Below are 15857 nucleotides of genomic sequence, written 5' to 3'. Positions count from 1 at the left end.
ATATTATCTGATTAAATAATAGTACAGAGATTCATAGTTTACAATTAAAATAAACTATGAACTTAATTTTTTATTAAAATATATTGCATAAAGATTGTTAATAGAGTATATTTATGGTATAATTACAAATTATTAAGGTATTAAAAATACTTTTATGTCAATATAATAAAATATGCATAGAAATATGATATTTTTATTAAATGATTAATATGGGGATGGATGAGTGCCGGTGTGCTCTCTAGTCTTCAAAACTAGTATGAGGGGTTAAGAGCCTCTTAGGTGGGTTCGACTCCCACGCATTCCCGCCAATTTGTGAGAACTCTTATGAGTTCTTTTTTTATTATAAGAGTACATTAAATTACTATACAATAAATATATATAAATGTTTAATATAAAAATGATTTTATGTTTTATTGAATTATTTTTATTTATATCTTTTAAAATTCGTACAATTAAATTATAATTATCATTATATTTAATTTTAACATAATAAAAAATACAATCAGTTATCGTATAAAAATAAATAATAAGATTAAATGATGAAACTAATAATAAGTTAAAAGGTAGATTTATAAATTTTATGTAAATCTCATTATATAACTTGGTAGAATATATTTTTTTAAAACAATAATAAATAATTTCAGGAGAAATAAGATATGGAAAAAAACTTTACAACTAGAACCGGTCTAATAATAGGACAAGAAGGTATAGAGAAACTAAAAAATTCAAATGTAATAGTATTTGGAGTTGGAGGAGTAGGTAGTTTTGCAGCAGAGGCTATAGCAAGAGCAGGAGTAGGAAATCTTACTATAGTAGACTTTGATGATGTAGATATAACTAATATAAATAGACAACTTCCAGCACTACACTCAACTGTAGGTAGAGATAAAGTTGATGTTATGAAAGAAAGGATACTTGATATAAATCCAGATATAAATATAAAAGCTATAAAAAGTTTATATAATGAAGAAACAAGTGAAGAACTATTAAGTGAAAAGTATGATTATGTAGTAGATGCAATAGATATGGTTAGTTCTAAAATACATTTAATAGAAACTTGCAAAAAGAAGGGACTTGAAATAATAAGTTCTATGGGAATGGGAAATAAATTAGATCCAACTAAAATAGTAGTTACAGATGTGCATAAAACAACTATGTGCCCATTAGCTAAGGTGATGAGAAAAGAACTAAGAGATAGAAAAATAAAAAAATTAAAGGTAGTATTTTCAACTGAAAAGCCAAGAGAGCTTAAAGAAAAAATAATGAATGGCAAAAAGGTTACACCAGGAAGTGTTTCATTTGTACCATCTGTTGGAGGTCTAGTTATAGCATCTGTTGTTATAAATGATTTAATAAATAAATAACATAAAAAAGAAGAATGCTTTGTGTTCTTCTTTTTTATTTTTTAAAAAGTTATATTTATAGGTGGTTACAAATAAGTAACTAATTGTTATAAGAAACTATAGTTGGTATAGTATATTTATCAAAATAAACAAAGGAGATAATGTAATGACTAGAATAATAAATACAGAAGAATTTGTTAATGAGGTAGAATTATCAAATGAAACAACAGTGGTAGATTTTTTTGCAACTTGGTGTGGACCATGTAAGATGTTATCACCAATATTTGAAGGATTAGAACAAGATATGAAAGAAGATGCAAAATTTTTAAAGGTTGATATAGATAAAAGTTTAGAATTAGCTAGACAATTTGAGATACATACTGTACCAACAGTTATAGTTTTTAAAGAAGGAAAAGAAGTAGATAGATTAGTAGGGTTTATACCAAAACAAAAATTAGAAGAAATTGTTAAATCACATATATAAATATAAGAAAGTAAGTAATATGAGATATGATATAGCAATAGTAGGTAGTGGATCAGCAGGTATGGCTGCTGCATTAAATGCTAAAATAAGAAATAAAAATAAAAGGTGAAGAAAAATATCTAGTAAAAGGTGTAGGATATTGTGAAACTTGTGATGCGGGATTATATAGAGATAAAGTAGTTGCAGTAGTAGGATACAATCATGAAGGAGAAGAAGATGCAAACTTCTTGAGTGAAATAGCTTCAAAGATATATTATATACCAATGTATAAATTAACTAATTCACTAGATTCATCTATAGAAATAATTAACGATAAACCTTTAGAAATAAAAGGAGAAAAAACAGTTAATAAATTAGTTCTAAAAAATACAGAACTATATGCAGATGGTATATTTATTATGGAGGATAGTGTATCGCCAAGTTATATGGTACCAGGGTTAGAAGTTGAAGGACCTCATATAAAAGCAGATAGAGAAATGAAAACTAATGTAGAATGGTTATATGCAGCTGGAGATTGTGCAGGTAAGCCATATCAATATCTAAAGTCATCAGGAGAAGGTCAAATGGCGGTATCAAGTGCAATATCTCACTTAGACAAATTGAGAATAAACCAAATGAGTTTACAGAAATAATAAAAAACCTACGGTATAATTTACTTATCCATAGGTTTTTTTATTATTAAAAAAATTTAAATCGTTAAAAAATTTAAAGAGATAATATCTAAAATAAATTAAAGTAAAATTTAAAAGATTAAAATTGGACAAAATAGAAATAATATTATAACTTAATATATACAAAGATTTAATAAGGAGGACAAAAAATGTACAATATAAGTGATATGGTATATGATTGCCCCGTTGAAGCATTAGCTAGTATATTAGGTAAAAAATGGGTTGGGGGAATTATATGGGCTATACAAGATGATAAAGTAAGATTTGGTGATTTACAAAGGAAGATGAATAAATGTAGCAAGAAAATGCTAATCCAGCAGCTAGATTTATTAATAGAAAATAATATTATTATAAATGATAAAAAATTAATAAAAAATACTGTTGAATCTACGTATTATCTTAGCGAATCAGGGTTAGCACTTTTAAATGTAATGGCAAAAATGATAGAGTGGAGTAATCAACACATAACTTGTGAAGAATAAAATTGCATAGTTACTAAAAAGTAACTAATTGATATAAATATAATGTATTGTTATATTATTTATGGGTATTATATTCGTAGTTATTTTTAGTGTAGATAATGTCTCCATCACTATAAAAAACAATATCACCTAAAATGTCAGTTCTGTAAACTAGGGTATTTTTATTAGAAAGATTTTCTAATATATTTCTGTGAGGATGTCCATACTGGTTTTTATAACCACAAGATATAACAGCTATATCTGGATTAACTTCATCTAAGAATAGATCACTACTTGAAGAGCTACTGCCGTGATGGCCTACCTTTAAAAAATCTATATCCTTAATATCAAATGAATTTATAATATCAATTTCATTTGGTTCTTCAGCATCACCAGTAAATAAAAATGATTTGTTCAGGTAAGATAGCTTAAATACTATAGAATTTAAATTGCTATCTTTTTGTATAAAAGAAGGACTTAACACTGATAAAATTATATTATCTTCTACATGCAAAGTATCATTTTTATACAGGTAATTTATAGATAGATTTTTATTAGAACATGCTGATATTAAGTTTGAGTAGGAAGTTGAATCATGCTTATATTCAGGCATATAAATAGATTTAACTTTGAAGTTATTAATTATGTTATCAAGACCACCGATATGGTCTGAATCATGGTGTGTAGCTATTAAATAGTCTATAACATCTACATTTTGTTTTTTGAGATATCTTTTGACTATGTTATCACTATCTTCGTCTCCACCGTCAATTAAGATATTTTTATTATATGGTGTTTGGATTAGAATGCTATCGCCTTGTCCAACATCGATAATATGAATTTCTAAATGAGAAACTTTGTCACAACCAGATAAAAGTGATATTATAATAAGTATTAGCGAGAAAATTATACTTCTCAAGTGATAAACCACCTCACTTAAATGTTTATTAAAAAATAATTTGGGTAATATAAGTTAATATTGATTATTATGTTAAGATTTTAAACAAAAAAATAAAGAAAAATTCAACTTTAGAGATTTTTAAAGTTATACATAGATAAAAATTATGAAAGTCAAGATTATACAGAAGATAGTAAACAGGAGGAAGTTATGTTTTTTAAAGAAATAGATATAAATGCAAAAAAGGAATTAGATCCATATTTTGATTTGGTAGACTATGAAGCATGTGAGTATTGTTTTGCTACATTATATATGTGGCAACATGTTTACAAAACAAGTTATTATACACAAGAAGATTTCGCAGTATTAGTTGGTGAATACGAAGGAGATAGTTTCTCTATATTACCATTAACTAAAAAAGAGAATTTAAACAAAGTTATAGATTTTGTTATAGAATATTTTGAAAAAGAAAATAAGAAAATATATTTAAGGGGTGTAACAAAAGAGGTAATAGAAGCACTTAAAGAAGATTTTAAAGATAGATTTGAATATATAGAAGAAAGAGATTTATTTGATTATATATATGAAGGAGAGAGCTTAAGAACTTTAGGGGGAAGAAAAAATCAAAAGAAGCGAAATCATATAAATTACTTCTTAAAGGAATATGAAGGAAGATTTGAATATAAGCTTTTAGATAAAGAAAACTTTGGGGAGTGTCTAAATTTACTAAAAGAGTGGAGTATAAATAAGGAAGAACACAATGAATTTGATGAAGGTATGGATGATGAGTTAATAGGAATAAAAAAAATATTTGATAGCTATGACATACTAAAAGATAGAGTAAAAATAGCTGGTATATATGTAGATGGAAAGTTAGAGGCATTTACAATAGGAGAACTTTTAAATAAAAACATGGCACTAGTTCATATAGAAAAAGCGAATCCAGATATAAGAGGCTTATATCCTTATATAAATCAACAATTTATAGTAAATGAATTTCCAGATGTAGAATTTGTAAATAGAGAAGAAGATATGGGTATAGAAGGCCTTAGAAAAGCTAAATTATCATATCACCCATGTAAATTTGTTGAAAAGTATACTGTTAGGGAGAAATAATATGAATATAAGATATGCCAAAGACAATGATATAGATAGTATAAAAGATATATGGAATTATTGTTTTAATGATGAAGAAGGTTTCGTAGATTACTACTTTAATTATAAATATAAAAATTATAATACAGTTGTCATAGAAGAAGATGAAAATATAGTTTCTTCTCTTCAACTAAATCAATATAAGTTAAAATTAAATAGCAAAATATACGATACATCATATGTTGTAGGAGTATCAACATTCCCAGAAGCAAGAGGGATGGGATATATGAAAAATATCATGGAATTTTCTCTTAATGAAATGTACAATAAAGGTCAATTTGTATCTATATTAATGCCTATTGATTATAGATTATATAGAAAATATGGATATGAACAATGTTACGATCAGATAGAATATAACTTAGATGTAGAAGAATTAAAGAACTTTAAAATAAAAGGAAAGATGATAAAAGCAAAGGATTCTAACATTAAAGATTTAATAAATATAAGTAATTCTTTTCTTAAGGATACAAATGGAAATATAGAAAGAGATCAAGCATACTATGAAAACTTATTTAAAGAAGTAAAAAGTGAAAATGGTCATATATATATTCATGAAGATGAAAAAGCAAAAGGATATATAATATATTTTTTAAATGGAGATAATATGTTTGTAAGAGAAATATATTATAAAAATATAGATTCTCTAAAAACTATGCTTAAGTTTATATATAATCATAATACGCAATGTAAGAAAGTTACTATATCAGCTCCTATAAATGATAAGATAAGATTTATACTAGATAATCCTAAAACGTCAGACATAAAAATTAAGCCTTTTATGATGGGAAGAATAATAAATTTAAAAGGATATTTAGAAAGTTTAAATATAGAAAGTGACTTAATCTTAAGTGCTAATATAGAAGTTGAAGATAAGTTTATAAAAGAAAATAATGGAATATTTAATATAAAATTAGAAAATAAAAGAATTTATGTTGAAAAAATACAATCTGAAGCTGATGTTACATTTAACATAAACACAATGACTCAGTTAGGATTTTCATATATAGACATAGAAGATGCTTTAATTATAAATAATAATAAAGCTAGTGATAATGTTATAAAGCTGTTTAAAACTATATTTGATAAGAAAGATAATTATATAAATGAATATGTATAAAAGATGCTAAATTGTATATTAAATATATTTAATAGTATATAATAGATGGATTACTAAGGTTTAGATGGAATGAATTTGATAATAAAAAAATTAATTAGATATAAAAGCATAATCTTAGAATTATAGATAATATGTCTATACCAGTGTGTAAATTGGGAAGATCTAATTATAGAAAAGGAGCTGACTTTGTCAGCTCCTTTTTGCTTTATATTGTTGTTTTATCAAATTTTATTCTTTAATTATTTTAATTAAAGCTATATCCTCTTTATCTTGAGGCTGTGCATAAAAATATCCTTGTATAAATATATTATCACTATCTATATTTTTTATAATATCTACTTGCTCTTTATTTTCAACACCTTCTGCGATTATCTTAGTGCCAGATAATTTGCAAATTTTACTTAAAAATATTATAAGCTCATAATTAAAATTACCTTCTTTAATCTCATCTATAAAATATTTATCTATTTTAACAACATCAAAATCAAATTTAGATAATATATCTAGATTTGAATATTGAATACCAAAATCATCAGCAGCTATTTTTATATTTTTACTTTGCAAAAATTCCATTCCGCTTTTTATTTGTTTAAAGTTACCTGATTCTATATTTTCAACAATTTCAAAAACAATTTTTTTCGACTTAAAATCATTGTCATTATCAATTATATAATTAACTTTTTCTAAGAATTCTTTGCTCCTTATTTCATTGTATGATATATTTATAGAAATATAAAACTCCTCATTTTTTAAGTTTGTATTTAGCTTAAACCATTCATAATCTTCTAATACAGTTTTAAATATCCATATTGATAATTCTTCTGTCATATTACATTTTTCAATATCACTTATAAAAAAATAAGGAGAGATTATTTTTCCATCATGGTTTATGTATCTAATTAAAGCTTCAAACCCTACAACCTTATCGTTTTTAGGATTAATTATAGGTTGATAATAAAGTTTATACCTATTTTTTGATAAGTTTTCCTTTATATTTTTTCTTAATTTATTTATCTTTATAGCTGGTATTATATGCTTTATCAATATAAATAAAATACATGTTGATGCTATAATAGATAAGGTTACTATTTCTTTTGAGTTTATACCTTTAAAAAAATAATTTAGGTGTATTTTTTCCAATTCATTTTTTTCATGTTTAGTAGAGTTTTCTAGTGAGTTATCAATCTCTTCTATAATCCATTTGCTATTTTTTGATGCTGTTATATATACAGGTCCTGGTGAAAATTCATAGATTTTTTTAAATCTACTTAATTTCTTTTGATTTACAGGAGCTATAATTGCTACTACAGATTTATCTTTTAGCATATCTATTATTTGATCTAAATTTTCTCCCCATACAAGTATTGGCTTTGTTCCTTTTCTTTTTAACTCATCCATTAACCATTTAGATTCATATTCACTTTTTATAAAAGCAACTTTCTTATTATTAAGAGATTTTATATCTTTATAATCTTTATTAACGTAAACTCCTAATAGTTCAGTACCTATAGTTTCTTTAGAATAAATAAGCTTATCTTTTCTTTCATTGGTGTAATGAAGTCCAATCATCATATCGATTTTATTTTCTTCTAAATCTTCAATTAAAGAAGGAATGTTACCTTTTACATATTTAACTTTTACTTTTTTATTTATAGGCAATTTTTTATTTATATTAAAAATAATCTTGTCTAAAATATCCTTGTAATAACCTTCTACTTTACCATTTGGTTTTATATTAAAATATGGATCTAAATCATACACTCCTACTTTTACAGTTCTATCTTTTTCATTGGCATATAAAGTATTGTAGCTTGATATAGTTATTAAAAATACTATAATTAAAATTAATATACTTTTAATTTTGTGTTTTCCCATAGTCAATAATCTCCTTTTGCCCTTAAAAATATAATTCATAAAGTAGTGACCATAAACTTGTATTTTACTTAATTTAACTATATAAAAATTCTTATATGCTTTACACCCATTTTAATTTACTCCATATTAAAAATTAATATCTATCAAGCACTTTATATTTATTAAAATATATTTCTTACTAATCACCCTTTATTTACCTTATTTTACCTTATATTTATTTTAGCACTTTCATACAAAAATTTTCATATATTTTATTTATTTTGTAATTTAATTTCATATTTTAGTTATATTACAATAATATTGTCGATTTAAAAACTTTACTTGAAATTTCATTATTATAAATAAAAAATCACTGATAGATAGTTCAAAAATCATTTATTTATTTTTATTGAGAATGCTTGGTTTTAACCTATATTTTAGTATATTTTTTATGAGTACTAAATTTTATGTAATTTGAATCTATGTAAATATTAGAGGAAAGATGTATTTTCTTGGTTGAAGAATAGTCTGAAACTAACGGTAAGTAAATTAAGTATAAGTTAATTATAAGAAATTAGTTTATAAAATATAAAATTTGAATATAATCAAGATAAAAACCAGCAGGAGGAAAAATGAGAAGGCCGCTTCTTATAATATTTATATTAGTATTAATAGTGTCATACCCTATAACTAATATTTTTTGTGAAGATGTTTATGAAGATAAATCTAATATAAATTTAATAGGTATAGTTAAAGGGAAAAAAACAAAAGCGAAATACGATGAATATATAATAGATAAATTCTTAGTAAGAGATTATACCAAGAGAAAAAATATTATGGTTGGATTAAAAGTAAATGTAGATGGAAAATTTAATTCTCTAAATAGTATGAAGTTTGATGATTTTGATTATGGTAAGTACTTGAGAAGCAATGGATATGAAGGAGTAATAAATTTAAATGATTATAAAGTTATAGGTGAAAGTAAGATTTTTAAATATTTAGGAAGATTAAAAATATATATAAGAAGTACAACTAGATATTTATACAAAGTTAATTCTGATTTTATAAATTCTTTGATATTAGGTGAAAAATATGAAATGACTAGTGAGCAAAAAGAAGTTTTTTCAAGAACAGGAACAAGTCATATAATTGCTATATCAGGACTTCATACGGGGATTTTATGTGTTTTTATAGCAATTTTAATAGGCAAAATTAATAAATATTATAAATTAATAATACTTATATCTCTACTAACACTTTACTCTATGATGATTGATAAGTCACCATCTATAATTAGAGCTATATTTTTTACTGCTATATTATACTTATCCATATTTACTGATAGGAAGAGAGATGGTATAAGTACATTATCATTCATAGGCATATTTTTAGTAATAAATAACCCATATATTATATATAATATAAGTTTCCAATTGTCTTTTCTTTCTACATTGTCTATAATATACTTTTACGGATATATAAATAAGAGCATCAATATGAGTTTAGTTTCAATAACTATAGCATCAAATATATTAACATTACCGATTATATATTATAATTTTAATGGAATACCAATAAGTTCAATAATTAGTAATATTATAATAGTTCCTTTTATAGGCATTATTATGTATATGAGTATTGTAAGTGTAATTTTATTTAATGTAAACATGGGTATTTCTAAGCTTATAGCGTATTTTAATAATATTATAATAGATAATATATATTATATATTAAATAAAATAAGTGAGTTGGATTTTTTGTATTTAGAGATTGTAAATCCAAATTTGATATATGTAATAATTTACTATGTTGTAGTTTTTTCATATATGATATATAGAGAAATGAAAGTTATGAAGGAGCAGGCAAATGAATTACAAGGATATTATAGGCAATATAAAAAATAGAAACTTTGAAAATGTATATCTTTTTTATGGAAAAGAATATTATTTAATAGAAAATGCAATAAAAGTATTTAAAGAAAGTTTAAGCGAAGGAATGCTTGATTTTAACTTAGATATAATAGATGGAAGGGAAACTGCTATAGATCAGGTTATAAGTTCTATAGAGACACTCCCTTTTATGGATGATAAAAAAATAGTAATAGTAAAAGATTTTGAATTATTAAAAGGTAAAAAGAAGAACTTTAGCGATAGTGATGAAAAGTATTTTATAGACCATATAGATAATATACCAGATACAACTGTTTTAGTATTTATAGTATATGGGGATATAGATAAAAGAAAGTCACTAGTAAAAAAGATAGATAAAAAAGGAATAGTATTTAATTGTGATAAATTATCTGATATGGACTTATTTAAATGGGTTAGAAAAAAATTTGAACTCAATAATGTAATAGTAGAGAACTCTGAGATAATGTATTTTATAGAACAAGAAGGATATAGAGATAAAAGTAGTGAAAAAACATTATCGGATTTAGAAAATGAAATAAATAAAATAAGTTCGTTTGTAGGAAAGGGAAATATTGTAAGTAGAGAAGTAATAGATAAACTTTCCCAAAAGAAGGTAGAAAATGATATATTTAAGTTAATAGATTATATAGGTGAAAAAAATTCATCTAATGCCATGAAAATATTAAACGATATGATAAATGAAGGTGAATCTGTTTTAGGGATATTTTCTATGATAGCAAGACAGTTTAAAGTAGTTGTACAATCAAGAAAATTACAAAGTGATGGGTACACATCAAAAGTAATAGCTGAAAAACTGAAAATTCATCCATTTGTAGCTACGAAAGCTATAAAACAAAGTAGAAACTTTTCAGATGAAATAATAATAGATATGTTAAATTATATATTAGAATGTGATTATAAGATAAAAAATGGGTTAATTAGGGATACATTAGCAGTAGAGATGCTTGTTAGTAAATATTGTAAAAGAGAATTTAATAATGTAATATAAATGAACTCTAAATAGGGTTCATTTTTTATTTCTATATAAAAAATTTAGATATATATTGGTGAAATTTTATAAGGTAATTTTGAATTTTGAGCAAAACAAAAAACCCTTGAAATAAATCAAGGGTTTAAATCTATACTTAAACGGTTAATTAAGCGTTCATTCCGTTTAACTTTTGAGCTAACTTAGCAACTTTTCTAGCTGCAGCGTTCTTGTGTATAGTTCCTTTTGAAGCTACTTGTTGTATCTTCTTTTGAGCGAATTGGAATCTTTGAGTAGCTTCCTCTCTGTTTCCTGCAGTAACAGCTTCTTCGAATCTTCTTATTGCAGTTTTAACTTGAGATTTTCTAGCTCTATTTAAAGCAGTTTTCTTTTCGATAACTTTTATTCTCTTCTTAGCTGATTTTATGTTTGCCACCGTGGTTCACCCCCTCGTTTACTTTATTATCTTATTCATCGTCAACATATTAGATTTTAACAGAAATAAATCTAAAAATCAAGGATAATTATTTATAAGTTTATAATATCTTTTTGTTTTGACTTTTTAGATTATAACCTATATAAAAATAATTTACAACATCCAAATTAAATATTCAGAGATTTATAAATTTAAACTTTTTAAATATGATTTGGTTTTAAAATGCTAAAAACTGTCAACAATTATAAGTATCATTTAAATTACACCTGGAGGTTTAGTATGATTAATATAAGAACAGATTTAGCGCTAGAAGCAAGTGAAGTAGTTCAGGAAAGCCAAGAACCAAAAGAAATACCTGGAGTTAAATTAGATAAAAAAGAATTAGACAATGCAACAGTAACAATAGTTGAGATTATAAATGAACAAGGCGCAGAAATAATGAATAAAGGAATAGGAAAATATGTAACATTAGAAAGCAATTTAATGAAGTTTGATGATGATGAATCAAGAGAAGAGGTTATAACATACTTAAAAGATGAACTTGTAGATATATTAGGTACTGACAAAACTAAAAAAACATTAGTTATAGGGTTAGGAAATTGGAATATAACATCAGATGCTTTAGGTCCTAAGTCAGTTTCTAAGACTTTAGTAACAAGACATATATTTAAAAATTATAATAAGGATTATGATGATGATTTTACAGAAGTATCAGCTCTAAGCCCTGGGGTAATGGGACTTACTGGTATAGAAACAAGTGAAACTGTAAAGTCATTAGTAGATAGAATAAAACCAGACAGAGTTATTGCAATAGATGCATTAGCATCTAGAAAAATGGAAAGAGTAAATCAAACTATTCAAATATCAACAGCAGGGATATCTCCTGGAGGGGGAGTCGGTAATAAAAGAAAAGCTTTAAATAAAGAATATCTAGGCGTAGATGTTATAGCAATTGGAGTTCCAACAGTAGTAGATGCAGCAACATTAACTAGTGATGTATTAGATTTGGCAATAGACAATCTTATAAATCAATCAGAGAATGCAGATAATTTCTATAATATGTTAAAAAAGCTTAAAGAAGAAGAAAAGTATCATCTTATTAAAGAATCATTAGAACCGTATGATAAAAATCTTATAGTTACACCAAAAGACATAGATGAAACAATAGAAAACCTATCTATAATAATAAGCGAGGGCTTAAATAGGTCTCTTCATCCGGGGAGGATAACCAAGTAAGGAGGAGAAAATATGTTTAATAAACGCATTAAGACATTTATCATGTCATGTGTGTTGATTTGTATTTTACCAACAGTCTCATATGCCATAAGTAAAGATGATTTTCTAAAATTCTTAGTGAATTCATCGTATCCAGAGGCTAAAGAAGAAGTAAAAGAAGACGAAAAAAAAGAAAGCACTAGTAAAGATGAAGAATATATAGAGTTCTTTATAGGAGAAGAAAATATACCTACTATAAAGGAAGAAAATAATAGTGATGAAGAAGGAAGCAAAGAGACTTCAAATGAAGTAGCATCAAATTACACAAATAATATAAGAATAACAAAAGAAAAACCAACAATGATGATATATCATTCTCATGCGTCTGAAAGTTATTCAGATTATCCAGAAAATAATTATAGATGTCAAGATAACAATAAGTCGATAGTATCTGTTGGAAGTCTTTTAACAGAAGAATTAAACAAAAAAGGATGGGGTGTAGTTCATAGTACAAAGTATCATGATTTTCCAGATTATAACTCATCTTATTCAAATAGTTTAAAGACTATAAATAGCATAATGAGCGAACATAACAGCATAGATATAGCCATTGACTTACATAGAGATGCTAGAACATTAGATACAAAGGCAAAAAAAGATAAAGAAACTAATAGAATGGTTGCTAATTATAATGGTGAAGAAGTAGCTAAGTTTTTATTTGTAGTTGGACAAAGAAATCCAAATGTAAAAGAAGTAAGAGCACTAGCTAATGATATTACAAATTTTGCAAAACAAAAGTACCCAGATTTAGTTTTACCAGTAATAGAAAAACCATATGGTAAATTTAATCAGTATGTAGCTGATAATCATATTCTTATAGAAGTAGGAAGTAATGGGACAACCTTAGAACAGGCTCAAAATAGTGTAAAATATATAGCTAATATACTAGATGAATATTTTAAAGAAAAGAAGTAGACTTGAAGTATGAGTAGAGTTGAAAGAAATATACAAAAAAAAATAAAAAAAAGAAAAAGAAAATTCATAAGTAAAGTACTATTTATATTGATTATGACTGCAAATTTATTTGTATGTATATTTACAATAAATCAAAGTGCCAAAAGTATGTTAGGTGAGGATACATATAATATAGAAGAAAATATTAAAGATTTAAAAAAATTTATAGAAGATAAGTTAGAGATACTTTCAGATAACACTAAAAAACTAATCTCTCAATTTAATATATAGTAAAAAATAAGACTTATAGGCACTTAAGTCTTATTTTTTGTCCTTATTATTTACATAAATGCGGATATATTATAAAATAAAAGTTATGATAAATAAGAATAAAATTTTAAGTATTAAAAAGGAGGAATAAAGGTGGACAGTAAACAAAGTAGAACTAGAAACTTTAGTATAATAGCGCATATAGACCATGGTAAGTCTACCTTAGCAGATAGATTAATACAAAAAACTGGACTTGTTAGTGAAAGAGAAATGAAAGATCAATTACTAGATAATATGGATCTTGAAAGAGAAAGAGGAATCACTATAAAGTTACAAAATATTAGATTAGTTTATAAGGCTAAGGATGGAAATGAATATTATTTAAATCTTATAGATACTCCAGGACATGTTGACTTTAACTATGAGGTATCAAGAAGTTTAGCAGCTTGTGAAGGTGCATTATTAGTAGTAGATGCAGCACAAGGTGTTGAAGCTCAAACATTAGCTAATGTTTATTTAGCATTAGATCAAGACTTAGAAATACTACCAGTTATAAATAAGATAGATCTTCCAAGTGCTAGACCAGATGAAATAAAAACAGAAATAGAAGATATAATAGGACTTGATGCAAGTGATGCACCTTTAATATCAGCTAAAAGTGGTCTAAATATAGAAGATGTATTAGAAGCCATAGTAGAAAAAGTACCAGCACCACAAGGTGATAAAGATGCTCCTTTAAAAGCTTTAATATTTGACTCATATTACGATGCATATAAAGGTGTTGTAGCGTATGTTAGAGTTTATGAAGGAACTGTTAAAAAAGGTATGACTATAAAAATGATGAATACTAACAAAAAGTTTGAAGTAACTGAAGTTGGTGTTATGGCTCCTGGTCAAAGAGAACTTGATGAGTTAGCTGCAGGAGATGTTGGATACATAGCTGCAAGTATAAAAGATATAAGAAGTTGTCAAGTTGGTGATACAATAACAGATGCAAATAATCCAACTGATGAACCTATGCCAGGATATAAAAAAGCTACTCCAATGGTTTATTGTGGTATATACCCAGGTGAAGGTGAAAAGTACGAAAACGTAAGAGATGCATTAGAAAAGATGCAAATAAATGATGCAGCGCTAGAATTTGAGGCTGAAACTTCAGCTGCATTAGGATTTGGATTTAGATGTGGATTCTTAGGGCTACTTCATATGGAAATAATCCAAGAAAGATTAGAAAGAGAATATGACTTAAACTTAGTAACAACAGCACCATCTGTTATATACAGAGTCACTAAAAATGATGGGGAAGTTGTAATGATACAAAATCCAACAAACTTACCAGAACCATCAGAAATAAATATGATAGAAGAGCCAATCGTTAAAGGTGATATAATAGTCCCTAAAGATTATGTCGGTACAGTTATGGAGCTTTGTCAAGAAAGACGTGGAACAATGATAAATATGGAATACATAGATGAAAAGAGAGTTATGCTTCACTATGACTTACCACTAAATGAAGTTGTTTACGATTTCTTTGATGCATTAAAGTCTAGGACAAGAGGATATGGATCTTTAGATTATGAAATTAAGGGATACACTCCTTCTAAGCTTGTTAAGCTTGATATATTAATAAATAAAGAGCAAGTAGATGCACTTAGCTTTATAGTACATGAATCTCGTGCTTATCCAAGAGGTAAAGCTATGTGTGAAAAGCTAAAAAATGAAATACCAAGACATCAGTTTGCAGTTCCTATACAAGCAGCTGTTGGAAATAAAGTTGTTGCCAGAGAAACTATAAGTGCACTTAGAAAAGACGTTTTAGCTAAGTGTTATGGAGGAGATATATCTCGTAAGAAGAAACTTCTTGAAAAGCAAAAAGAAGGTAAGAAGCGTATGAGACAAATCGGATCTGTAGAAGTTCCTCAAAAGGCCTTTATGTCAGTATTAAAATTAGATGAATAATAATTAAAGTCAAAGGATTTTTCCTTTGACTTTTTTAATTATAAGTCATATTAACTAAAATATTGTGTAAAACCTGTCCTCGTATCTAAATTCTAATAATAGATAAAAACTTGGGAATACTAAAAAATGCAAAGTATAC

General features: G+C 25.7%; 14 protein-coding genes, 1 tRNA gene and 1 pseudogene. 13 read left to right on the top strand and 3 right to left on the bottom strand.

The window, feature by feature from the left end; all coding sequences use genetic code 11:
• The first annotated feature begins 211 nt into the window (after positions 1–211).
• The 5 genes and pseudogenes from ABHC41_RS02700 to ABHC41_RS02680 all read left to right on the top strand — a co-directional run bounded on the left by ABHC41_RS02700 (position 212) and on the right by ABHC41_RS02680 (position 2980).
• Positions 212–308, top strand: a tRNA-Sec gene (locus tag ABHC41_RS02700).
• A 348-nt stretch (positions 309–656) separates the two neighbouring features.
• Complete coding sequence (locus ABHC41_RS02695; RefSeq protein WP_092927197.1) at positions 657–1364, top strand: tRNA threonylcarbamoyladenosine dehydratase; 708 nt, start codon at positions 657–659, stop codon at positions 1362–1364.
• 145 nt (positions 1365–1509) lie between these two features.
• Positions 1510–1827 carry a thioredoxin gene (trxA, locus tag ABHC41_RS02690; protein WP_092927195.1) on the top strand — a complete coding sequence of 106 codons (318 nt, stop codon included), beginning with the start codon at positions 1510–1512 and terminating at the stop codon, positions 1825–1827.
• Between the two features lie 19 nt (positions 1828–1846).
• Positions 1847–2459, top strand: a pseudogene (locus ABHC41_RS02685) (FAD-dependent oxidoreductase).
• Between the two features lie 188 nt (positions 2460–2647).
• Positions 2648–2980: a helix-turn-helix domain-containing protein gene (locus ABHC41_RS02680; RefSeq protein WP_092927193.1), complete on the top strand. Its 333-nt coding sequence runs from the start codon at positions 2648–2650 to the stop codon at positions 2978–2980.
• 55 nt (positions 2981–3035) lie between these two features.
• Here the strand turns inward: ABHC41_RS02680 and ABHC41_RS02675 are convergent, their stop codons facing one another.
• On the bottom strand, positions 3036–3878 hold the full coding sequence (locus ABHC41_RS02675) for a ComEC/Rec2 family competence protein (RefSeq protein ID WP_195236819.1): 843 nt from the start codon (positions 3876–3878) through the stop codon (positions 3036–3038).
• A 189-nt stretch (positions 3879–4067) separates the two neighbouring features.
• Between ABHC41_RS02675 and ABHC41_RS02670 the strand changes: the two genes are divergently transcribed.
• Together ABHC41_RS02670 and ABHC41_RS02665 are read left to right on the top strand one after the other, a co-directional pair.
• Positions 4068–4973: a phosphatidylglycerol lysyltransferase domain-containing protein gene (locus ABHC41_RS02670; RefSeq protein WP_092927189.1), complete on the top strand. Its 906-nt coding sequence runs from the start codon at positions 4068–4070 to the stop codon at positions 4971–4973.
• 1 nt (position 4974) lies between these two features.
• Positions 4975–6132, top strand: a complete 1158-nt coding sequence (locus tag ABHC41_RS02665) for a GNAT family N-acetyltransferase (RefSeq protein WP_195236820.1) — start codon at positions 4975–4977, stop codon at positions 6130–6132.
• Between the two features lie 228 nt (positions 6133–6360).
• On the opposite strand, the gene ABHC41_RS02660 is transcribed toward ABHC41_RS02665, so the two are convergent.
• The gene (locus tag ABHC41_RS02660; protein ID WP_176698705.1) at positions 6361–8007 is read right to left on the bottom strand and encodes an EAL domain-containing protein; all 1647 of its coding nucleotides are present in this window, start codon (positions 8005–8007) and stop codon (positions 6361–6363) included.
• A gap of 611 nt (positions 8008–8618) precedes the next feature.
• Here ABHC41_RS02660 and ABHC41_RS02655 point away from each other — a divergent pair.
• Complete coding sequence (locus ABHC41_RS02655; RefSeq protein ID WP_271892034.1) at positions 8619–9890, top strand: ComEC/Rec2 family competence protein; 1272 nt, start codon at positions 8619–8621, stop codon at positions 9888–9890.
• Complete coding sequence (gene holA / locus ABHC41_RS02650) at positions 9853–10905, top strand: DNA polymerase III subunit delta (RefSeq protein ID WP_092927181.1); 1053 nt, start codon at positions 9853–9855, stop codon at positions 10903–10905. The genes ABHC41_RS02655 and holA overlap by 38 nt, the downstream gene beginning before the upstream one ends.
• A gap of 148 nt (positions 10906–11053) precedes the next feature.
• Here holA and rpsT read toward each other — a convergent pair whose 3' ends face one another.
• Positions 11054–11320 carry a 30S ribosomal protein S20 gene (gene rpsT / locus ABHC41_RS02645; RefSeq protein WP_092927179.1) on the bottom strand — a complete coding sequence of 89 codons (267 nt, stop codon included), beginning with the start codon at positions 11318–11320 and terminating at the stop codon, positions 11054–11056.
• Between the two features lie 279 nt (positions 11321–11599).
• On the opposite strand from rpsT, the gene gpr reads away from it, so the two are divergent.
• The 4 genes from gpr (at position 11600) to lepA (ending at position 15718) form a co-directional block, all read left to right on the top strand.
• Positions 11600–12556, top strand: coding sequence for a GPR endopeptidase (gene gpr, locus ABHC41_RS02640; RefSeq protein WP_271892033.1), 957 nt, complete (start codon positions 11600–11602; stop codon positions 12554–12556).
• A gap of 12 nt (positions 12557–12568) precedes the next feature.
• A complete protein-coding gene (locus tag ABHC41_RS02635; protein ID WP_271892032.1) occupies positions 12569–13510 on the top strand; it encodes a stage II sporulation protein P in 942 nt (313 codons plus the stop codon).
• Between the two features lie 9 nt (positions 13511–13519).
• The gene (locus tag ABHC41_RS02630; protein ID WP_271892031.1) at positions 13520–13780 is read left to right on the top strand and encodes a hypothetical protein; all 261 of its coding nucleotides are present in this window, start codon (positions 13520–13522) and stop codon (positions 13778–13780) included.
• Between the two features lie 132 nt (positions 13781–13912).
• Complete coding sequence (gene lepA / locus ABHC41_RS02625; RefSeq protein ID WP_166504910.1) at positions 13913–15718, top strand: translation elongation factor 4; 1806 nt, start codon at positions 13913–13915, stop codon at positions 15716–15718.
• Positions 15719–15857: the final 139 nt, after the last annotated feature.

Source organism: Romboutsia sp. 1001216sp1, assembly GCF_039841805.1.
Classification (GTDB): Bacteria; Bacillota; Clostridia; order Peptostreptococcales; family Peptostreptococcaceae; genus Romboutsia_C; species Romboutsia_C hominis.
Note: the sequence above shows the minus strand (reverse complement) of the source record. Positions and strands in the feature narration are given on the sequence as shown.